Origin of the sequence: Halothece sp. PCC 7418, from assembly GCF_000317635.1 — a bacterium.
In the GTDB taxonomy this organism is placed as follows: Bacteria; Cyanobacteriota; Cyanobacteriia; order Cyanobacteriales; family Rubidibacteraceae; genus Halothece.
Window position 1 is genome coordinate 4,048,922 of the sequence record NC_019779.1, and the last position, 19,030, is coordinate 4,067,951.

At 44.5% G+C, this 19,030-nt stretch carries 20 protein-coding genes; 11 read left to right on the forward strand and 9 right to left on the reverse strand.

Annotated elements, in window-relative coordinates; translation table 11 throughout:
- The first annotated feature begins 15 nt into the window (after nucleotides 1-15).
- The gene (rsgA, locus tag PCC7418_RS18580) at nucleotides 16-1,068 is read left to right on the forward strand and encodes a small ribosomal subunit biogenesis GTPase RsgA (RefSeq protein ID WP_015227727.1); all 1,053 of its coding nucleotides are present in this window, start codon (nucleotides 16-18) and stop codon (nucleotides 1,066-1,068) included.
- Between the two features lie 103 nt (nucleotides 1,069-1,171).
- Here rsgA and egtD read toward each other — a convergent pair whose 3' ends face one another.
- Nucleotides 1,172-2,197, reverse strand: coding sequence for an L-histidine N(alpha)-methyltransferase (gene egtD / locus PCC7418_RS18585; protein WP_015227728.1), 1,026 nt, complete (start codon nucleotides 2,195-2,197; stop codon nucleotides 1,172-1,174).
- Nucleotides 2,198-2,318: 121 nt separating this feature from the next.
- Here egtD and PCC7418_RS18590 point away from each other — a divergent pair, with 121 nt between their 5' ends.
- Complete coding sequence (locus tag PCC7418_RS18590) at nucleotides 2,319-2,954, forward strand: hypothetical protein (RefSeq protein WP_015227729.1); 636 nt, start codon at nucleotides 2,319-2,321, stop codon at nucleotides 2,952-2,954.
- Nucleotides 2,955-3,118: 164 nt separating this feature from the next.
- On the opposite strand, the gene psaC is transcribed toward PCC7418_RS18590, so the two are convergent.
- A complete protein-coding gene (psaC, locus tag PCC7418_RS18595; protein ID WP_006616272.1) occupies nucleotides 3,119-3,364 on the reverse strand; it encodes a photosystem I iron-sulfur center protein PsaC in 246 nt (81 codons plus the stop codon).
- A 343-nt stretch (nucleotides 3,365-3,707) separates the two neighbouring features.
- On the reverse strand, nucleotides 3,708-4,934 hold the full coding sequence (locus PCC7418_RS18600) for an RNA-guided endonuclease TnpB family protein (protein WP_015227730.1): 1,227 nt from the start codon (nucleotides 4,932-4,934) through the stop codon (nucleotides 3,708-3,710).
- 686 nt (nucleotides 4,935-5,620) lie between these two features.
- Here PCC7418_RS18600 and PCC7418_RS18610 point away from each other — a divergent pair.
- The 6 genes from PCC7418_RS18610 (at nucleotide 5,621) to PCC7418_RS18635 (ending at nucleotide 12,080) form a co-directional block, all read left to right on the forward strand.
- Nucleotides 5,621-6,604: an alpha-ketoacid dehydrogenase subunit beta gene (locus tag PCC7418_RS18610; protein ID WP_015227731.1), complete on the forward strand. Its 984-nt coding sequence runs from the start codon at nucleotides 5,621-5,623 to the stop codon at nucleotides 6,602-6,604.
- 11 nt (nucleotides 6,605-6,615) lie between these two features.
- On the forward strand, nucleotides 6,616-8,022 hold the full coding sequence (gene secD, locus PCC7418_RS18615) for a protein translocase subunit SecD (protein ID WP_015227732.1): 1,407 nt from the start codon (nucleotides 6,616-6,618) through the stop codon (nucleotides 8,020-8,022).
- Complete coding sequence (gene secF, locus PCC7418_RS18620; protein WP_015227733.1) at nucleotides 8,019-8,969, forward strand: protein translocase subunit SecF; 951 nt, start codon at nucleotides 8,019-8,021, stop codon at nucleotides 8,967-8,969. Before secD ends, secF begins: the two co-directional genes overlap by 4 nt.
- Entirely contained in the window at nucleotides 8,966-9,361 is a 396-nt protein-coding gene (locus PCC7418_RS18625; protein WP_015227734.1) for a hypothetical protein, read from the forward strand. Before secF ends, PCC7418_RS18625 begins: the two co-directional genes overlap by 4 nt.
- A 76-nt stretch (nucleotides 9,362-9,437) precedes the next feature.
- Entirely contained in the window at nucleotides 9,438-10,697 is a 1,260-nt protein-coding gene (locus tag PCC7418_RS18630; RefSeq protein ID WP_015227735.1) for an FAD-binding oxidoreductase, read from the forward strand.
- A gap of 18 nt (nucleotides 10,698-10,715) precedes the next feature.
- Nucleotides 10,716-12,080, forward strand: coding sequence for a (Fe-S)-binding protein (locus PCC7418_RS18635; protein WP_015227736.1), 1,365 nt, complete (start codon nucleotides 10,716-10,718; stop codon nucleotides 12,078-12,080).
- A 120-nt stretch (nucleotides 12,081-12,200) separates the two neighbouring features.
- Here PCC7418_RS18635 and ilvN read toward each other — a convergent pair whose 3' ends face one another.
- The 5 genes from ilvN to PCC7418_RS18660 all read right to left on the reverse strand — a co-directional run bounded on the left by ilvN (nucleotide 12,201) and on the right by PCC7418_RS18660 (nucleotide 15,977).
- On the reverse strand, nucleotides 12,201-12,731 hold the full coding sequence (ilvN, locus tag PCC7418_RS18640) for an acetolactate synthase small subunit (protein ID WP_015227737.1): 531 nt from the start codon (nucleotides 12,729-12,731) through the stop codon (nucleotides 12,201-12,203).
- Between the two features lie 137 nt (nucleotides 12,732-12,868).
- A complete protein-coding gene (locus tag PCC7418_RS18645) occupies nucleotides 12,869-14,017 on the reverse strand; it encodes a hypothetical protein (protein ID WP_015227738.1) in 1,149 nt (382 codons plus the stop codon).
- A gap of 151 nt (nucleotides 14,018-14,168) precedes the next feature.
- The gene (locus tag PCC7418_RS18650) at nucleotides 14,169-14,513 is read right to left on the reverse strand and encodes an HPF/RaiA family ribosome-associated protein (protein WP_015227739.1); all 345 of its coding nucleotides are present in this window, start codon (nucleotides 14,511-14,513) and stop codon (nucleotides 14,169-14,171) included.
- 119 nt (nucleotides 14,514-14,632) lie between these two features.
- Nucleotides 14,633-15,076 (reverse strand): DUF2267 domain-containing protein, encoded by a 444-nt coding sequence (locus tag PCC7418_RS18655; RefSeq protein ID WP_015227740.1) that lies wholly within the window; start codon nucleotides 15,074-15,076, stop codon nucleotides 14,633-14,635.
- A 148-nt stretch (nucleotides 15,077-15,224) separates the two neighbouring features.
- Entirely contained in the window at nucleotides 15,225-15,977 is a 753-nt protein-coding gene (locus tag PCC7418_RS18660) for a DUF561 domain-containing protein (protein ID WP_015227741.1), read from the reverse strand.
- Nucleotides 15,978-16,309: 332 nt separating this feature from the next.
- Between PCC7418_RS18660 and PCC7418_RS18665 the strand changes: the two genes are divergently transcribed.
- Complete coding sequence (locus PCC7418_RS18665; protein WP_015227742.1) at nucleotides 16,310-16,624, forward strand: hypothetical protein; 315 nt, start codon at nucleotides 16,310-16,312, stop codon at nucleotides 16,622-16,624.
- 88 nt (nucleotides 16,625-16,712) lie between these two features.
- On the opposite strand, the gene PCC7418_RS18670 is transcribed toward PCC7418_RS18665, so the two are convergent.
- Nucleotides 16,713-17,258, reverse strand: a complete 546-nt coding sequence (locus PCC7418_RS18670) for a DoxX family protein (RefSeq protein ID WP_015227743.1) — start codon at nucleotides 17,256-17,258, stop codon at nucleotides 16,713-16,715.
- Between the two features lie 384 nt (nucleotides 17,259-17,642).
- Between PCC7418_RS18670 and PCC7418_RS18675 the strand changes: the two genes are divergently transcribed.
- Both PCC7418_RS18675 and PCC7418_RS18680 read left to right on the forward strand, forming a co-directional pair.
- A complete protein-coding gene (locus PCC7418_RS18675) occupies nucleotides 17,643-18,365 on the forward strand; it encodes a D-alanyl-D-alanine carboxypeptidase family protein (RefSeq protein WP_051030598.1) in 723 nt (240 codons plus the stop codon).
- Nucleotides 18,362-19,024, forward strand: a complete 663-nt coding sequence (locus PCC7418_RS18680; RefSeq protein WP_015227745.1) for a HEAT repeat domain-containing protein — start codon at nucleotides 18,362-18,364, stop codon at nucleotides 19,022-19,024. Before PCC7418_RS18675 ends, PCC7418_RS18680 begins: the two co-directional genes overlap by 4 nt.
- Nucleotides 19,025-19,030: the final 6 nt, after the last annotated feature.

Sequence of the window (19,030 nt, forward strand, 5' to 3'; positions counted from 1 at the left end):
GGTGAAGCGATAAGGATGACAGATCACGATCAACTCACTGGGACTGTGCTTGCAGTACAAGCGAATTTTTATCAGGTGCAGTTAGATACGGATGAAACCCGCTTGTTGTGTACACGCCGATCGCGCTTGAAAAAAATTGGACAAAAAGTGATGGTTGGCGATCGCGCTGTGGTTGCAGAACCAGACTGGAGTGATCAACGGGGTGTGATTACCGAAGTTTTTCCCCGAGAAACGGAACTGGATCGACCCCCCGTGGCGAATGCGAATCAGGTGGTGTTAGTGTTTGCTTTAGCGCAACCTCCCCTTGATCCGTTGCAGTTGAGTCGTTTTTTAGTGAAAGCAGAATCGACAGGAATTGATTTGTGTTTATGCTTAAATAAACAAGATTTAGTGTCTGCTGAGCAAAGACAGCACTGGGAAACTCGTTTGCAAGACTGGGGCTATGCTCCGTTTTTCATTAGTGTGGAAACTGAAGACGGACTGGACGCACTCCAGCAACAACTCCGCAACAAGATTACGATTCTGGCGGGTCCTTCAGGGGTCGGAAAATCCAGTTTAATTAATCTTTTGATTCCACAAGCCCAGTTGCGAGTGGGGGCGGTGTCGGGAAAACTACAACGGGGTCGCCATACCACCCGCCATGTGGAGTTATTTCAGCTTCCAGAAGGGGGGTTACTTGCAGATACCCCAGGGTTTAACCAACCCGATCTCACTTGTGCTCCTTTAGAATTAGCTTACTATTTCCCTGAAGCGAGAGCACGGCTAGCAGAGGACAGTTGTCAGTTTAGCGACTGCTTACATCGTGATGAACCGAACTGTGTGGTGCGAGGAGATTGGGAACGTTACGAACATTATTTAGAATTTTTAGAGAGCGCGATCGCGCAATGGGAAGAACGGGAACAGACCAGCGATGAAGAAGACAGCTTAAAACTAAAAATGAAAGGCTCGGGAGAACGCCATTACGAACCCCGCCTAGAGCGCAAAAAGTACCGTCGCCACTCCCGACGACAACAGAATCAAGATTTACAGGAATGGTGCAAAGATCTTGAAGACACTGAAGAGTTTTAGAGTTGTAGGTTGGGTTAGCGTGACTCGTAACCCAACGAAACTTGATTAGTATTGGCTTTCACACGATTCAACCCAACCTACACAGAAATCTTTTGTCAGTCAATCAGGTTGCTTGACACAAAACAAGTGCAAACCAATCTTGAGAATCAGTCCAAGTCTCGATCATGGGTAAGCCCGCTTGTGCTAGTTCTTGTTCCATTTCCTGCAAATTAAACTTACGAGAAATTTCTGTATGAATGGTTTCTCCTTCCCTAAACTCTACCGTTAAATTCAGCGCTTTTAATTCTACGGTTTGCGGTTTGGTTGAACGGAGATACGTTTCAATTTGTCCCAATTCAGAATTATAAAACGTCCAATGTCGGAAATGCTGACGATTAAAGTCTCCTTGGAAACGACGATTTAAGTGATCCAGTAAATTATAATTAAATTCAGCCGTAACCCCTTGGCTGTCGTTGTAAGCAGGTTCGAGGATATCTTTTGATTTTTGTAAATCCAGTCCTAATAAAAAATAATCTCCCAGTTGCAGGGCTTTTTTAACATCTTGGAAAATTTCTCGACATTGTTTCGGTGCAAAATTGCCTAGAGAACTCCCTAAAAAGAACACCATCCGCTTTAATGTGGGAGAAGGAGGAAGATGTTGTAAGGCTTGTTGGTAGGTGCCAATTAACCCATGAATGTCTAAACTGGGGTAATCGGCTAAAAGTTGTTTCGCACTGGCTTCTAAGATACCTGCACTGACATCAATAGGAATGTAATACAGATGTTCTCCCACTGATTGGTACGCATCGAATAAAAGGCGCGTTTTCGTAGAACTTCCGCTTCCGAGTTCAATCAGTTCACAGTTTCCAGTTGTCTGCGCGATCGCGCTTCCGTTTTCTCTTAAAATCTGTGCTTCCGTGCGAGTGGGATAATATTCAGGTAATTCACAAATTTGTTCAAAGATTTCCGAACCGCGATCGTCATAGAGATAATGACAGGGGATGCTCTTTTGTTTTTGGGTTAACCCTGCAATTAAATCAGAACCATCATTAGCTGAGGCGGTTACCGTCGGATCACTTAAATCATCAATCTTCAGCCGTCGAGACACATCAAGGCGGTCACGGTTTACAGTTGGGAAAGAAATGGACATGAAATTCTCTGTTTTCTTTAAATTTAAGGACTAAGTGTTAGTTCAGCACACTGCTCTGTCCTTTTTCTATGACCTAAAGTAGTATCTTTCGTTACAAGATTTGTTGTTTATCAGGATCGCGATGAATCATAAACCATCAGTCAGCACAAACCACTCCAACGTCTCTTCAGATCAAGCAGTTATTGAGGCTGCTATTCAAGAAACAAAGTCTTCTCGACCCCAACCCGAAACCGTAGTTAGTGCGTTAGTCAACTTAGAAAAGGCGGGAAAAAAAGCAACCACCACTGCTTCCTATGAACAGTTAATCGGGAAGTGGCGGTTATGTTTGATCACAGGGACGAAAAAGACCCGCCAACGGGCTGGGATTATGTTAGGAGCAGGGCGTTATTTACCCACTTGGATTAAAATCCACTTATCCTATCATCAAAACCCTGACCTGAGCTTAACTGATGCTGAAGCAGGTTGTGTGGAAAACTCTGTAAGCATTGCGGGTCTGACTTTTACCTTATCTGGACCCACCAAATTTTTTCCCAAACAGAAGCTCCTCGCCTTTGATTTTACCGCGATCAAGCTCCAAATCGGGGGAACAGTTCTCTACTCTGGCAATATTCGAGGCGGTCAAAGCAGTAGAGACCAATTTTATCAAGAACCCATTAAAAAACAAGCCTTTTTCCGTTATTTTTCCCGAGAAGATACCTATATCGCAGCGCGAGGACGCGGTGGCGGGTTAGCGGTGTGGCGACGAGAACAAGTTTGAGAAAAAAAGTGGTAGGAGTTGATATCGCTCAACCTTTTCGATTTGGCTGATCCAACATCCCCTCCTACGCTTGGGTTAAATATATGAGTTGCGGGTTGCAGATCTCCTCGCAAGAGGTTGTACTGCACCTCAGCGACCCTTGTTGCACTGAGCCATCATGATCACTAGTAAGCTAAGCCCATACTGCGGGTGGTTTCTGCACCGAGATAGACACGGACACTTAGGAAGTCAGTGGGACAAGCGGTTTCACAACGTTTGCAGCCAATGCAATCTTCAGTCCGAGGAGAAGATGCAATTTGACCCGCTTTACAACCATCCCAAGGGACCATCTCTAAAACATCAAGTGGACAAGCACGAACACACTGGGTGCAGCCAATGCAGGTATCGTAAATTTTTACGCTATGAGACATAGTTAAGACTTACTCCTTAACGGATTTTTATCAAATGAGGACACTGTTCAGATTTAGTTTACCGCAAGGGTTTCAATGCATCAGACATAAACAATAAGAAACTTTAAACTCTGTAACAAATGCCTTACAAAAAAGAGGGGTTTTTTCGCGATTGCTGTAACCAAACCATTAAGAATTGCAAGGATATTTTGGGTCAGGTTTTCTCTTGAGAAACATTAGCTACGGCGCGATCGCGCTTCTTCCTCTGACCAAACGACACCCAAACTAACAGATCTGTTATGTTTTCCCATTAAGCCGATTAACCGTTGCTATCAAAAAAAATCATCGTTCTATCAGTCATAAACTACCCTAACCCGCTTCGCGCTCGGTTAGGGTTTTCAGTAGCCCTGGAAATTCTACAGGATAGAACTTCCGAGCCTCCAGGCTGGTTTATAGAGCAGCCCCATTTCTTAATCATTAAAGCACCATTTAAGTCGGCATCGCCAATCCAACCACAAAACTGATTAGAACACTTGAAATTTTTGTTGGTTCTAATTCCTATGTGGTTACAACAGTGGCAAGTTTGGCTGGTATAGGCAGGAGGAACTGCTACTACCTTAATTCCTTCTTTAATTCCCTTGTATTCCAAGAACGTTCTTAACTGATAGAAAGCCCAATTGTTAGACCGTCTTCTTTCCGTCTTGTTTCTGGGTTTCTGGTTAGTTCGCTCCCGAATGCCCGTTAAATCTTCAATTGCCACCGTTGAGTTGGTCTGCTTTGCCTCCTCAATGATTTGCTTTGAGATATTGTGGTTTAACCATTTTTGATATCTCTTCTCGCGTCCCGATAACCGTTTCAAGACTTCTCGACATCTGCGTCGAGACGACCTTGTGCCTCCGGCATAAACGCCTGGGGAAACCCCAGGCGACGCGGACTTGCCTTGGGATGCTTTCTTCTGAAGAGATGCTCTTACTCGACTAAACCTATCTCGTTTTTGTTGAATGTTCTTCCCGTCCCAGCCTTGATTGGTTGAGGTTTTAGCAATTTCCCTTCTCCCAAAATCGACCCCAATCACATTAGATGTCTTTTGAGGGGTAGGGGGAATATTTTTAAGCTGAATGTGGACATACCACTGATCGTCTTTATGCTTGCAGATTTGAGCCGAAGTCGGTTTCTGTCCCGTTAACTTTCCGCGATGGTAGTTGCTAGCTCTTAAAGGGAGTCTTAACCGCTTTCCAAGGGTAGTTACGCTAACAGTCCAATCTTTTTCTCGAAAGGAGAACGTTCGACCATCACAATCAAAGCTAGTAGGCTTAAACCCTTTCACTTTTCTACCTTTTGCCTTGGCGGTTGATCGGTTAGCCCCTACTCTGGCGCAAGCACGGACAATATGATTTGCCTTTAATCCAAACCTTTTTTTAACGTCGCTGTAGCAAACAGCTTGGATGGAGTTCCTATTCGTTAAGCGATGGTTGACGTTTTCATTAATCCAAGAGCAAGCATTAGCAAAAGCCTGAGCAGTCTCTTCAAGTTGATCCGCTTGCTCAGGTTCTACATTCAGCTTTACTACTAGGGTTAACGTCTGTTCCATCGTCTTCAAAAGTTCACCATTGTGATTATAACATATCTAGGTTTTGTTTAGCTTCGGGGCATCGAACCCCTCGCGCTTTCGCACTATCCCAAGGGGCTGTGGGGCGAATTCACCAACGGTCACGCGCAGGCGCCTTCCGTGACAGAAGGCGTAATCTTTGACTTCGCCCCCTTGAAAGCCCCGCTCTACGACCCGCTTCGCGCGGCTTGTCGTAGCCTCACGTGCTTTCGGTGACATCCTCACCCCCTCTCCTCTCAACCCCTGCTGGGTAAAAAGGTCGAGAAGCATTCTTTGATGATAGGATATCCTTTACATCACATTAAGAAATGGTGTTAAGACTAACCCAATCACTGGACAATGATTGACATTCGTGTTTATCCTGTTCGGTTAGTCCAGTCTAAGCCCTTCGAGGGCTACGTTTAGGGGAAGTGTTAAAGTTCATACCTTAGGGTATTTTCCAGCCCCAAGCTCTATAAGTTCTAGGTTAAACAGGTTTAGGTGATTACGGATAGCCCAGTGCTTAGAACAAAGTACCGCCCTTAAACATTGACGAGGAAAACTTTACTCCGTGCAGGGAAGTATCCCATTATGCGGGAAACAGAGAGAGAGGTGCACCTCTCTCTCTTTGATCAAAAAAGTCAACTATTGAGAGCGTAAATAACCTATTAGCAGGCAGCAGAGTCGAGATGGCACAAACAATTTTTTTCAATGCGTTACGGGAAGCGACCAATGAAGAAATGGCGCGAGATGATACAGTCTTTGTTCTCGGAGAAGATGTCGGTCATTATGGCGGATCGTATAAGGTCACCAAAGACCTTTACAAAAAGTATGGAGAACTGCGTTTATTAGACACGCCGATTGCTGAAAATAGCTTTACAGGAATGGCAGTGGGTGCAGCAATGACGGGGTTACGTCCCATTGTAGAAGGCATGAATATGGGATTTTTACTCCTCGCCTTTAACCAAATTGCCAATAATGCGGGAATGTTACGCTACACATCAGGCGGAAACTTTAAAATTCCCTTAGTGATTCGTGGACCAGGTGGTGTGGGTCGTCAACTGGGGGCGGAACACTCCCAACGGTTAGAAGCCTATTTTCAAGCGGTGCCAGGCTTAAAAATTGTCGCTTGTTCAACAGCATATAACGCGAAAGGACTGCTGAAAAGTGCCATTCGGGATGATAATCCCGTCCTCTTTTTTGAGCACGTCTTGCTCTATAACTTGAAAGAAGATTTACCCGAAGGTGAATATTGGCTACCGCTAGATAAAGCAGAGATGGTTCGTCAAGGAAAAGATGTTACGATTCTGACTTATTCGCGGATGCGCCACCATGCCTTACAAGCGGTGAAACCTTTAGAAGAAAAAGGATTTGATCCCGAAATTATTGACTTGATTTCTCTCAAACCCCTCGATATGGAAGCTGTAGCAGAATCAGTGCGGAAAACCCATCGGGTGATTATTGTAGAAGAATGTATGAGAACTGGCGGGATTGGTGCAGAATTAACGGCTCGCATTAATGATGAGTTGTTTGATGAACTGGATGCCCCCGTAGTGCGCTTGTCTTCTCAAGATATTCCTACCCCTTACAATGGAACGTTAGAACGCTATACCATTGTGCAACCGCAAGACATTATTGCTGCTGTGGAAGACATGGTGGCTTTGAAAGTGTAAGGGCATAACTGATGCAACAACAGCGAACAACGATCGCGCTCATTTTTTTCCTCATCATTGCTGCTTTGGTGGTGCTAGTGCAATTGTCTGTTCCTCTGGGCTTAGATTTAAGAGGAGGCGCACAGCTTACCATTCAGGTGAAACCCACGGAGGAAATTCAACAAATTACCCCTGAGCGCCTCAACGCAGTCAAGCGGGTGATTCAAAATCGGGTCAACGGCTTAGGAGTCTCCGAACCGATTGTGCAAACTGTCGGCGGGGATCAAATTTCGGTGCAACTGCCTGGTGTGAGTGATCCCGCACAAGCAGAACGGGTTCTGGGAGGAACCGCCCGTTTAGAATTTCGCGCCCAAAAACAAGGCACAGAACAAGCCTTTCAATCGGCATTCTTGCAGCGTCAACAACTGCGAACCCAGCTAGAGGAACTCCGCCAAAATCCCGAGGAGAATGCGGAGGAAATTGAAGAAACCACCGCAGAACTCAACGCAGTCAATGAGGAGATCGCGCAGTCTTTTGCCCCAGCTAACCTCACTGGAAAAAGCCTACAAGATGCACGGGCGCAACCCCTCCAAACAGGAGATAACTGGCAAGTTGCCATTCGCTTTGACCAAGAAGGGGCGACCCAATTTGCAGAATTAACCGCCAATATTGCGGGAACAGGTCGGGGTTTAGGGATTTTCTTAGATGATGTTCTCGTTAGCGCACCCACAGTCGGTCCCGAATATGCAGATAATGGCATTACGGGCGGAAGTGCCGTCATAACTGGGGGCTTTAGTATCCAAGAAGCCCAAGACTTAGCGATTCAATTACGCGGTGGTGCATTACCGTTACCTGTGGAAATTGTGGAAAATCGCACCGTTGGCGCAACCCTGGGTCAAGAAAGCATTGAACGCAGTATTTATGCTGCTGTTTCGGGTTTAATCCTAGTTTTGGTCTTTATGGGCGTTTACTACCGTTTACCAGGTTTAATCGCCAACCTCGCCCTTTCTATCTATGCCTTACTCACCTTTTCGGCTTATGTCTTAATTGGGGTGACGCTAACTTTACCTGGGATTGCTGGCTTTATCCTCAGTATTGGGATGGCGGTAGATGCCAACGTCCTGATTTTTGAGCGCACCCGTGAGGAACTTCGCGCTGGGAAAACCTTATATCGGTCTGTGGAATCTGGCTTCTATCGTGCCTTTTCCAGTATTCTCGATAGTAATGTTACCACCCTGATTGCTTGTGCTGCTCTGTTTTGGCTGGGTTCGGGATTGGTAAAAGGCTTTGCTGTTACCCTTGCGATTGGGGTTTTAGTCAGTTTATTTACTGCCCTTAGCTGTACTCGTACTTTCTTACTGACTGCGGTGTTAGGCTTCCCTAATGTTCGTAAAAAACCAGAATTATTCTGTCCTAACTTGGTGGTGTCCGCAAAATGAAACTCAAGGTAATTAAACAACGGTATTTTTGGTGGACAGTCTCCGCCTTTGCTTTCGTCATCTCCCTACTGGCGATGATTATTTCCTATACCCAATTTGACGCGCCGTTGCGTCCTAGTATTGATTTTGTTGGGGGAACGCGCTTACAGTTGGAACAAGACTGTTCGATTGCCAATAATTGTGATGACCCCCTTGACATTAACCAAGTTCGGAATATTCTGGCGGAACAAGGGTTTCCTGAAGCAACGATTCAAGTGGTGGGAGAAAACCGACAAGGCTTATCGATTCGCACCCGTAACCTGGATGTGGAGGAACGGACTGATTTACGAAATGCTTTAGAAGAAGCCGTGGGCGAATTTGATCCGAAAACCACTAAAATTGATACGGTCGGTCCCACCATTGGTCAGGAGTTATTTACATCGGGCATTTTAGCGTTACTGGTTTCGTTTTTTGGGATTATTGTTTATCTCAGTATTCGCTTCCAGTTTGATTACGCCATCTTTGCCATTTTTGCCCTCTTTCACGATGCTTTAATTACGTCTGGGGTGTTTTCCATCTTGGGCTTAGTGGCTGGGGTAGAAGTGGATAGTTTGTTTTTGGTTGCCCTCTTAACTATTATTGGTTTTTCTGTTAATGACACGGTGGTTATTTATGATCGGATTCGAGAAACTCGTCAGATGGAACCTGAAGCCAATATGAATCAGGTCGTGGATGATGCAGTGAATCAAACTTTGACCCGTTCGATTAACACCACTTTAACAACGGTCTTGCCATTACTTGCGATTTTATTATTTGGAGGGGATACTTTAAAAGAATTTGCTCTGGCTTTAATTATTGGCTTTATTTTAGGGGCTTATTCGAGTATTTTTCTGGCGAGTACCCTCTTAGCTTGGTGGGAAGAACGTCAAGCAAGTGCTGAACCAGAACCGTCTAATGAACAAGTGTGATTCATTTTCAAGTTTTGACCAGTAATGATTCAGAATTAGAAATGCAAGTGCAGCGACTACACCACTTAATGGTCTGGAGTCGCTGGCTTTTGGTATTGGGATCTTGGGTGATTACCTTGCCGATTATTTTTTGGCAGCTACAGGAAGAAATTGCTTTGATGCAGTCTCATTTCACACTGGCTGCGGTACGCTATGCTTTCATTTTTAATCCCTATTGCGCGATCGCGCTGAGTTGGTGTCTTGGTATCACCACAGCGGTTCTTTTATGGCAAAGTAGCAATATTCTCTTCGGCTTTTCTCCTCGGTATCGCCAAGAATTGGAAAAGCAAGTCCGACGCATTCGCAGGCGCGGGAAGTCTCATTTCCTTTGGCGTTGGGTGATCAATGACTAATGACTAATGACCAATGACTAATGACTAATGACTAATGACTAATGACTAATGACCAGTGACCAATGACTAATGACCAATGACTAATTTAGAAACCCTGATCGCTTCACAGCAAGTGAGTTATGAACCGCAATGGCAACCTGCGCCAGAGTTACCCGAAAAGCCGTTAGTGATTCCCGAGACGGAAGAAAGTTTAGGAGAAGTCTGCGCGATCGCGCAACAAAATCAATTGTCAATTGTCCCTTGTGGCAATGGCAGTAAACTAACATGGGGGGGACTTCCCAGTCAGTTTGATTTCTACCTCAGCACCCGTCACCTCAATCAGATTATTGATCATGCCGTCGGTGACTTAACCGTTACCTTACAAGCTGGGGTGACTCTCGCGCAACTGCAAGCACAGCTGAAACAGAATAATCAATTTTTACCCCTAGATCCCGCTTACCCTGAAACCGCCACCCTCGGGGGAATTGTCGCCACAGCCGACGCAGGAAGTTGGCGCGAACGCTATGGTGGGGTGAGAGACCTTCTGATTGGCATTTCCTTTGTTCGTGCGGATGGTGAAATCGCCAAAGCAGGGGGACGAGTGGTGAAAAATGTTGCAGGATACGACCTGATGAAACTCTTCACGGGATCTTATGGCACATTAGGCATCATCAGCCAGCTAACATTTCGGACCTATCCCCTCCCTCCTGCTTCTGCAACCGTGCTTTTAACAGGGGATGCGGATGCAATTACAAATATTGCCCAAACCCTTCGCCATTCTAAGTTAACCCCCACTCGTGCGGATTTACTCTCTCCTGCGATTACCGAAAAACTGAACCTCGGAAAGGGTCTAGGGTTAATCATTCAATGGGAAACGATTATTGAAAGCATTGAAAAACAAATTGAAGACATAAGTAATTTTGCTCAGTTCAACTCTCTCACAATCACTCATTATCAAGAGGAGAATGAAAAATCATTATGGGATCAATTGAAAGCCTTCACTTCTGTTGCTCCCAATAACAGCGAAATCACTTGTAAAATCGGCTTATTACCCACTGCAATCCGCGACTTTTTCTCAGAACTTCCCCCTGACAGTTACGCTATCATTCATAATAAAAGCGGTTTGGGTGAACTGGTTTTATCTGCAGATTTATCTGTAGCAACCCTGAAATCAATTCGTGATTATTGTGAAAAAAATCAAGGTTTTCTCACGCTGCTTTCTGCCCCCAATGCAATCAAAACTCAAATTGAGCCGTGGGGATATACAGGAAATGCGTTAACAATAATGAAAAAAATTAAAGAACAATTTGACCCCAATAACCAGTTTAATCCGAACCGTTTTGTTGGCGGAATTTAAGATTAATTTTAATAAGAAATGATTGAAAAAAAAGCAAATTTAGAGAATTTTGTCAAGCCAGAAAACGGATTTGACGAGAAAAAACCGCCTCAGCCAGAATTGGTTGATGACTGTGTGCATTGTGGCTTTTGTTTATCCACTTGTCCCAGTTATCGAGTGATTGGTAAAGAAATGGACTCGCCTCGGGGGCGCATTTACTTGATGGATGCCATTAATAAAGGAGAAGCAGAGTTAGATGAAGCCACGGTTCAACATTTTGATTCCTGTTTGGGATGTTTAGCCTGTGTGACCACTTGTCCTTCCGATGTCCAGTATGACAAACTCATTGCAGCGACTCGCCCGCAAGTCGAACGCAATTATCCTCGTAATATTCTAGATCAACTGTATCGTCAGTTGATTTTTACTTTATTTCCTTATCCCCAACGGTTGCGCCCCTTGCTTGTTCCCCTCTTAGCCTATCAAAAATTAGGCTTGCAAACCTTAGTGCGAAAAACAGGATTAGTGAAAAAAATCTCTCCTCGTTTAGCTGCGATGGAGTCCATTTTACCCGAAATTACAGCCCAATCTTTTCAAGATAATTTTCCTGATGTCATTCCCGCGCAAGGTAAAAAACGCTATCGGGTGGGCGTGATTTTAGGCTGTGTGCAACGTCTCTTTTTCTCCCCTGTGAATGAAGCTACAGTGAGAGTTTTAACCGCTAATGGTTGCGAGGTTGTCATCCCGAAAAGCCAAGGCTGTTGTGCTGCTTTACCCGCGCACCAAGGACAAGAAAAACAAGCGCAACGTTTAGCGAAACAAATGATAGATAGTTTTGCTGAAACTGATGTTGATTTTATTATTATTAACGCAGCTGGTTGTGGACATACTCTCAAAGAATATGGACATATTTTAGAGGATGATCCTGACTATAAAGAGAAAGCAGAAGCCTTTGCGAAAAAAGTCAAAGATATCCAAGAATTTCTCGCAGAGGTGGGATTAACCGCTGAACTTTCTCCTGTTCAAGATGAGCCGTTAGATATCGTTTATCAAGATGCTTGTCATCTCTTGCATGGACAACAAATTAGTTTGCAACCGCGACAATTATTAAAAGCAATTCCAGGAGTAAAATTACATGAACCCATTGACGCTGCTTTGTGTTGTGGCAGTGCAGGGGTTTATAATATGTTACAGCCACAAGTTGCCGAAGAATTGGGAGATAAAAAGGCAAATAATCTCTTAAATACTGGTGCGAAAATGATTGTTTCTTCTAACCCTGGTTGTTCTTTACAGATTCAAAAACATCTGCATCAAAAAGGAAAAGAGATGCTGCTTTTACATCCCATGCAACTCCTCGATTATTCCATTCAGGGAGTAAAGTTAAATCAGCCAGTGACCAGTGAATAGTTCATTCGTAACAGATTGTGAACTACTAAGTAACTGATTAGATCAAGCACAACTGGTAACTGGTCACTGATTAATGTTGGGTTTCGCGAAACTCTACCCAACCTACGTTTTAAGGTCTGGTTACTGGTTACTGGGCACAGTTTCCACTAACTTCAGATACTCGGTATTCACGCCAGACTCTCGCATCAAGGTGATTTTGCCCGTGCGAGCAATTTCTCGAATCCCAAACTTACTTAACAGTTGAATAATCGCGACCATTTTTCCGGGATCGCCAACCACTTCTAGGGTTAAGGAATCTTCTGCAATATCCACCACTCGGGCGCGGAAGACTTGGGCAAGTTCAATCACCTCTGCTCGGGATGAGGCAGTAGCACTGACTTTAATCAGCATGAGTTCGCGTTCTACGCTGGGAACTTGGGTGACATCTTGCACCTTGAGCACGTTAATTAACTTATAGAGTTGTTTGGTTAACTGTTCAATGGTGCGATCATCCCCAGGAACCACCATTGTAATCCGAGAAATCCCTTCTTTTTCCGCCGGTCCCACGGCAAGACTTTCAATGTTGTAGCCTCGTCTTGCAAATAAACCAGCGATGCGGGTCAAAACCCCTGCTTCATCTTGCACCAGAACAGATAACGTATGTTTGAGCATCAGTCGCTAACTTAGAAATTAAAATAGATGGAGAAGTTAGACTTCTCTCCCGTTTGTAATCATCGGTGAGTACCTATGATAGCAAGAACTCTGCTCTCACTGATCGCTGGTTCAGTAATTTTTTCTAAGCCTTAAGATTATGCCCGCAGGAAAGCCCCAATGCCTTGCGCTTGTTGTAATTGTTCTCTCGCCTCTCCTTTGACCAATTCGACTTTTCCAGAAAGGTTTAGGGTGTGTTCTGTGGCTTTTTCCAGTAAGTTAGTGGGTCGCAGAGCACTGCCACAATAAGAACAGGTGGATTGTTCTTCTGTAAACAAGGTGGAACAATGGGGGCATTCATAGCCTGATTCTGAGAAACCATCGGCGTAGAGAAGTTCCCAAACTTGTCCTTGATTAAGGGCGCTAATTGTATCTTCAAGACCCGTTACAGCACCATTAGCTTCTGCTGAACTAGAGAGTAGAGTATCCACCAAATATTGCTCGTGTTCTCGTTCGACTTCTTGTTCAATGGCTAAAGTTTTGTCTAAGACTTCACTGCGAGAAGCATCAGTGGCGAGGGAAATCGATCGCGCTACCCGTGAACGAACTCGTTTTGGAAACAGGTGATAAAGTTCATCTGTGATGGGTTTCGTTCCACCAAGGATAATATGGTCAAGACTGTATTGTTCCATCAATTGAGCGGTTAAATGGGCGGTTTCTTTTAAGTGCCAATAGCGATGGGTGTCATCTTGGCGTTGAAAGCGCATTTGCGAAGTCAACCGATCGCGCCCTGTAGTTTTCACATGACGCACATCTTCTTCCGTGAAGGTCGTCTGATGTTCTTCAATTTCGCCCATGTAAATGGTAAACAATCGCGCATGGGCTTTATCAGCTAGAACCACCCCATATCGTTCATACTCATCATAGGCTTCTAATAAGGGGTAAATATAGGGCGTATCTCCCCAAAAGGTATTGTTACGGAAGGGAATATAAAGTTCTCGATACCAGAAGAAATCTTGGGCGGGACTAATAAAAATAACCAGACTCTTTCCTTGTGGCGTGTATTGGGAGATAAACTCTAAGAGTTGTTGGCGACTCTCCTCAAACTGATCGATCATTTCGCGACGTTCTGGGGTGCGTTCAATTTCTGCTTGCAGCGATCGCAGCTGATTTTTAGCTACGGTAACAAAGCCCTGATTTAAGTTGTGCTGCTGAGATTGATCAATGTCAAGATATAAACTCAACACTGGATGGTCTGGGTTCGGTTGACGGTTTTGGAGGTTTTCTAAATCCTGTTGATACAACATATCCGTTGATACCTCCTTGTAGTAAGTGTCTGCTAGAAAAATAAGGTTGAGGGCGTAATCAGTGATCAGGAATCAGTGGATAGTAAAAAAGAAGAAGAAGAAAAACTACCCACTACTCACGACCCACTAACAAATGACTAATGACTAATAATTAATGTTGTTTAACTTCGTTGCGCTGGCGTTCAGTTAATTCCAGCAGTTGACGACGGGCTGCCTTAAACGCATCTTTAATGAGCGGTTGTAGGGCTTCGTACTGGCGGTTTTTGCCAGAATTTTTATCCACTGCGATTTCATGACCCCGTTTCACGGTTAAATCGATGCGGACGCGATAGGGAGAACCTGTTTCGGGGTTTTCATGTTCTTTTTCAACAGCAACCCGACAGCTATTAATGTGATCACACACTTTTTCTAATTTTTCGACTTGTTCTCGTACTAAACTATCAATGGTTTCATTTTTGGTCAGATTGCGATAAGTAATTTCTAAAGGGAGTTCCATGTTAATCGTTTCTCCTGAATGTGAAATGCTGTTACTCCACTTGCTGTCTCAACGTGGCGTTAGCTATTAGCAGCGCGGAGTAGGAGACAGGGAAAGAGAGTGAGGGGATACCTCTGTTATTAGACTTGTGCTGCTTGGGGCCACAAATCACGGATTGATGCTGGTAGCATGGCAGCAATCTCTTCAATTTCTCCAGTGGCAATGCGGTCTGATAATAATCGGAACACTTGACGCGCGATCGGTTCTGGATCAGTGTCTAAGCCAACCTCTTGACAATAGTTCCGAATCGGTGCGAGAAATTCTTCTTTTGACCGCTCTTTATGGGGCGTTTGGGCAGGTTTCCAATCTTCGTAATAAAAGCCAGCGAGGAGGATGGGAAGTTGTGCGCCGAGTTGTGTGGCTTCCTCCACTGGAACGCGATCGCGCAATGTATGTAAGGTTACTCTCAGCACCTGGAAAACGCGATGCTTATCTTCCCAACCCAGTTGTTCCGCGAGTTGGTTCACCCACTGATTGGTTTTATGAACCGTGGTATCAAATACTTCTAAGCCTGCGGAAGACATCGTATCGCCCTCCTTATTTAATCTGTAACGGCAGCAAGCTAATCAATGTCTTCACTTTAAAAATCTAACAAGTACGCTTTTTTTCTGCTTTTTCGGATAGCCGAAATCTTAAAAGCAAAGGGGCGAACGGTTGTCCACCCCAAAACGCCTAGGAATGGACGATAGAACGACGTTGAACAGTGGCTAAGGCTTCCACTAAACTACGCACGGTAGCAACCATAGCAACTTCATCATTGAGTTGATTAATAGCGGAACCGACACCAACCCCAGATGCACCCGCCGCGATCGCCATGGGAACGGTAACATTAGATAAACCAGAGGCACATAACACAGGAACCGAAACCGCTTGCGAAATACTAGACGCAGCAGCCAGAGTCGGCGTTGCTTTTTCAATCAATCCCAAAGTTCCGCCATGAGTGGGGGTGCTGCTGGTTCCGCCTTCGGTTTGAATAATATCAGCACCAGCTTCCACTAACCGCATCGCCAGTTCCACCTGTTCATCGAAAGCGAGAATATGAGGAACAGTGACAGAAAGGGTAATGTTAGGGAGTAATTGACGGGTTTGTTGGGTTAACGCTAAAACTTCTTCTGCTTCAAAGCGTCGCCCTTGGGCATAAAAAGCATCAAAGTTTCCGATTTCGATGAGATCCGCCCCAGCTTCCACGCAAGGAACAAACGCTTCGGGATCAACCGCAGACACACAAACGGGAAGGGAACTGATTTCCTTTGCCATTTTCACTAACTCAGCATCAGCAGCAATATCAACAAAGGTTGCGCCACCAGCGCTGGCTGCTTGAATGACCTGAGAAACCTTAGCGCGATCGAAATTATTTAACCCACTAATTACTTTCAGCACATCTTGATTTTGAAATGCTGTTGCTAAATTGGGGTGCATACTCATGGTTGAATTTCCTTAAAATCTCTTAATCTGGAGAGCCATTATAGCCGATTCCTGTTGCTCATTGGTCAGATCGGGCTGGCTCTCTCTGACCCTTTCCTATCAGAAAAGTGTCTTTTTGTCTTCCCCTTTACACAATCGTTACATGAACACTTTCGGAATAATCCTGATGATTCTCCTGATATCAGTCAATTTAGAGCCTTCCCCAAACGTTACTATTTGCAAACTCTCATTAAATCTTCTTACAAACCTCACAAATGAGGAAATCATTTCGCTTAAATGAAGACAAAGCAGCGTGAAGTGAATATTTTTTAGGTTAAAGATTGAAGGGAACTATGAAGCGATATCCGCAACTAACGCGATTAATTTGGAACTATTATCGAGAAAATAAAGCCGAATCCCAACAATTAAAAATCTTAGGAAATTGTAAAGTGAATCGGCGTTGGGGAACTTTTCGGATACAATGTCCGAATTTAAAAGTGGCAAGTTCAGTCTGTGATTTAATTCCGTTGTTGGAACTTCCCATTATTAAGTTACGTTTAGCAAAACGGATTAAAATTTTCGTCGAAGGCAGTTTATTCCGTTCAGTTACTGTCGGATCTCAAGATCTTCGCCCTGCGGATGCCAGAAAGTTTTTAACAAACTATTGACTCAGGTCGAGAGATCTGTTTGGCTAAAAAAAGAGAGTAATCTGGCCAGATCACTCTCAAATCTCTGTTTTCTAAGTAGTTTCAAACCCTATTTAGAAGCAACTTTTTCTTCGAGATTGTCAGTAGCCTGTTGAGCATCTTGGCGGATCTGTTCAGGCTGCTGTTCTTCGGAGATGGTTTGAGAACTGAGCCAACTGCTGATGAAGGTGTCAACGGAGAATAAACCCCCGCCATTGACGAGGAAGAAAAGGAAGCAACTGGCATAAATCGCCGAGAGTTCTAAATAAGGAATGCTGAACCCTGCGACTAAGATATGGTGATACATAGCGACAGCCATGGTTCCCACTAAGCCTAATGCAGCAGGGCGAGTGAATAAGCCTAATGCGACTAAGGGCGCACCAATTAATTCAGTGTACGCAGCAACATAACTGAAGAAGATGGGAAAAGGCAGTCCGATCACTTCCACATAAGCAGTTGCAAAACTTTCGATGTCCGATAGCTTATCAAGCCCGTTGTGGATCATCATGACACCCACAACCACGCGCAAAATTGCCCAAACCGACTGAGACCAGTAGTTGGCGCTGAGGTTGGAGCGAAAGAGTTTAGCGGATAAATCAAGTGTTTGTTGAGGCATTATTTTAAATCTTCTGAAGTAGCTAGGCAATGGAATGAAGCAAAATGAAGAGTAAAGCAAAGTTGAGGCGGTGGTTTCCTCCCCCTAAAAGACAAAAGTATCGAGTGATACCTTTTTGGCTTGCCGATTGGGTCAGCGCATATTGTTGTCAGATAAATTCTTCTTTTACTCTTCTTTTACAAATATAAAGTAGAACTAAACAAATCGCAATAAAACTTAGTAAATAGACGTTCCTTTTCTCAGATTTTCTGTCCTCCCTGCAACAGAGACAGAGCTTGCTACACTGAAAAGAGCCGATCGCGCGGAGAAGAAACCTTGTCTGTTGGGAAAAATCAACCCGCTCCTGATGAAATTCCAGAAGCCTTAAGAGATGTTACCCCTGTTATGGAAGCGAAACGCACTCGTTTCTGGCTGTGGCTGGGAAGTGGCGTGGGCTTAGCTGTACTAGGCTCAATCGTTGGTCTCTATCTGTGGAATGAAAATTCAAAACTCAGTGTCGCCTCTTCTCCCCAAGAGGTGGAAACGGTAACTCCGAAGACAGAAAAGAAGGAAACGGCTGAGGCGCAAACCGAATCATCCTCTACAGCAGCAACACCTCCTGACTTATTAGGTCATCTCCCTTATGAGTCTGCGCCAAAAGAGAGTTTAACCCCAGTCACGGCTGATGGTCGGATTCAGTTAAGAACACCCGCAGCCCAAGCCTTTATCAAAATGCAAAATGAGGCGCGTCGAGAGGGAATCTCATTAGTTCCCCTATCAGGGTTTCGCTCGATCGCGCAGCAAGAAAAGCTCTTTTTTGGGGTGAAAGCCCAACGGAGACAGCGCACAACGGAACGGGCGGAAGTCAGTGCGCCTCCAGGCTACAGTGAACATCATACGGGCTACGCCATTGATATTGGCGATGGAAAAGCCCCAGCGACTCATGTCGAGACAAGTTTTGGGGAAACAGAAGCCTTTGCTTGGTTAGAAGAGAATGCAGCCCGTTATAGTTTTGAACTGTCTTTTCCTGAAAATAACGCCCAAGGGATCAGTTACGAACCCTGGCATTGGCGATATGTTGGTAATCAGGAAAGTTTGGAAATTTTTTATAAAAATCAATCAAAATGAGTGATGTTAATTTAGATGAATTATCGCAGCAGTTGGAAAGTTCGAGTCAGCGCGATCGGATGGTGGCTTTAGCACGCTTAAGAGATGTTGACCCCGAAAAAGCGGTTCCCCTGATTAAAAAAGTTTTATATGATGAGAGTTTGCAGATTCGTTCGATGGCGGTGTTTGCTTTGGGAATAAAAGCAACAGATGAATCCTTTCCGCTTCTTTTAGAGTGTCTAGAAGATGAGGATTATGGGATTCGGGCGGATGCAGCTGGGGCGATGGGATATTTGCAAGACCAACGGGCGTTTGAGCCTTTAGTGCGCTTATTTTATGAGGATACTCATTGGTTAGTGCGATTTAGTGCTGCGGTGTCTTTAGGGAATCTACAAAATCCTGAAGCCAAAGAAGTGTTGCTCGAAGCTCTCAACAGCAAAGAAGTGGTTTTACAACAAGCCGCGATCGCTGCTTTAGGAGAAATTAAAAGTAGTGATTCCATAGAGGAAATGTTGCGTTTCGCCCAGTCTGAAGATTGGCTAGTGCGTCAACGTCTCGCGGAAGCCCTGGGTAACTTTGCGACGGATAAAAGTATCTCCGCCCTCAATTACTTAAAAAAAGATAGCCACCCGCAAGTGAGCAAAGCTGCGACAATTTCTTTAGAAAAACTTGGTCAATAATTAAAT

Bases quoted from the DNA above. Each gene is read 5' to 3' on its own strand.
- secD (WP_015227732.1), top strand. From the start codon at position 6,616: ATGCAACAACAGCGAACAACGATCGCGCTCATTTTTTTCCTCATCATT.
- PCC7418_RS18645 (WP_015227738.1), bottom strand. From the start codon at position 14,017: ATGTTGTATCAACAGGATTTAGAAAACCTCCAAAACCGTCAACCGAAC.
- rsgA (WP_015227727.1), top strand. From the start codon at position 16: ATGACAGATCACGATCAACTCACTGGGACTGTGCTTGCAGTACAAGCG.
- PCC7418_RS18675 (WP_051030598.1), top strand. From the start codon at position 17,643: ATGGAAGCGAAACGCACTCGTTTCTGGCTGTGGCTGGGAAGTGGCGTG.
- secF (WP_015227733.1), top strand. From the start codon at position 8,019: ATGAAACTCAAGGTAATTAAACAACGGTATTTTTGGTGGACAGTCTCC.
- PCC7418_RS18600 (WP_015227730.1), bottom strand. From the start codon at position 4,934: ATGGAACAGACGTTAACCCTAGTAGTAAAGCTGAATGTAGAACCTGAG.
- PCC7418_RS18590 (WP_015227729.1), top strand. From the start codon at position 2,319: ATGAATCATAAACCATCAGTCAGCACAAACCACTCCAACGTCTCTTCA.
- PCC7418_RS18670 (WP_015227743.1), bottom strand. From the start codon at position 17,258: ATGCCTCAACAAACACTTGATTTATCCGCTAAACTCTTTCGCTCCAAC.
- egtD (WP_015227728.1), bottom strand. From the start codon at position 2,197: ATGTCCATTTCTTTCCCAACTGTAAACCGTGACCGCCTTGATGTGTCT.
- PCC7418_RS18650 (WP_015227739.1), bottom strand. From the start codon at position 14,513: ATGGAACTCCCTTTAGAAATTACTTATCGCAATCTGACCAAAAATGAA.
- ilvN (WP_015227737.1), bottom strand. From the start codon at position 12,731: ATGCTCAAACATACGTTATCTGTTCTGGTGCAAGATGAAGCAGGGGTT.
- PCC7418_RS18660 (WP_015227741.1), bottom strand. From the start codon at position 15,977: ATGAGTATGCACCCCAATTTAGCAACAGCATTTCAAAATCAAGATGTG.
- PCC7418_RS18630 (WP_015227735.1), top strand. From the start codon at position 9,438: ATGACTAATTTAGAAACCCTGATCGCTTCACAGCAAGTGAGTTATGAA.
- psaC (WP_006616272.1), bottom strand. From the start codon at position 3,364: ATGTCTCATAGCGTAAAAATTTACGATACCTGCATTGGCTGCACCCAG.
- PCC7418_RS18610 (WP_015227731.1), top strand. From the start codon at position 5,621: ATGGCACAAACAATTTTTTTCAATGCGTTACGGGAAGCGACCAATGAA.
- PCC7418_RS18655 (WP_015227740.1), bottom strand. From the start codon at position 15,076: ATGTCTTCCGCAGGCTTAGAAGTATTTGATACCACGGTTCATAAAACC.
- PCC7418_RS18680 (WP_015227745.1), top strand. From the start codon at position 18,362: ATGAGTGATGTTAATTTAGATGAATTATCGCAGCAGTTGGAAAGTTCG.
- PCC7418_RS18635 (WP_015227736.1), top strand. From the start codon at position 10,716: ATGATTGAAAAAAAAGCAAATTTAGAGAATTTTGTCAAGCCAGAAAAC.
- PCC7418_RS18665 (WP_015227742.1), top strand. From the start codon at position 16,310: ATGAAGCGATATCCGCAACTAACGCGATTAATTTGGAACTATTATCGA.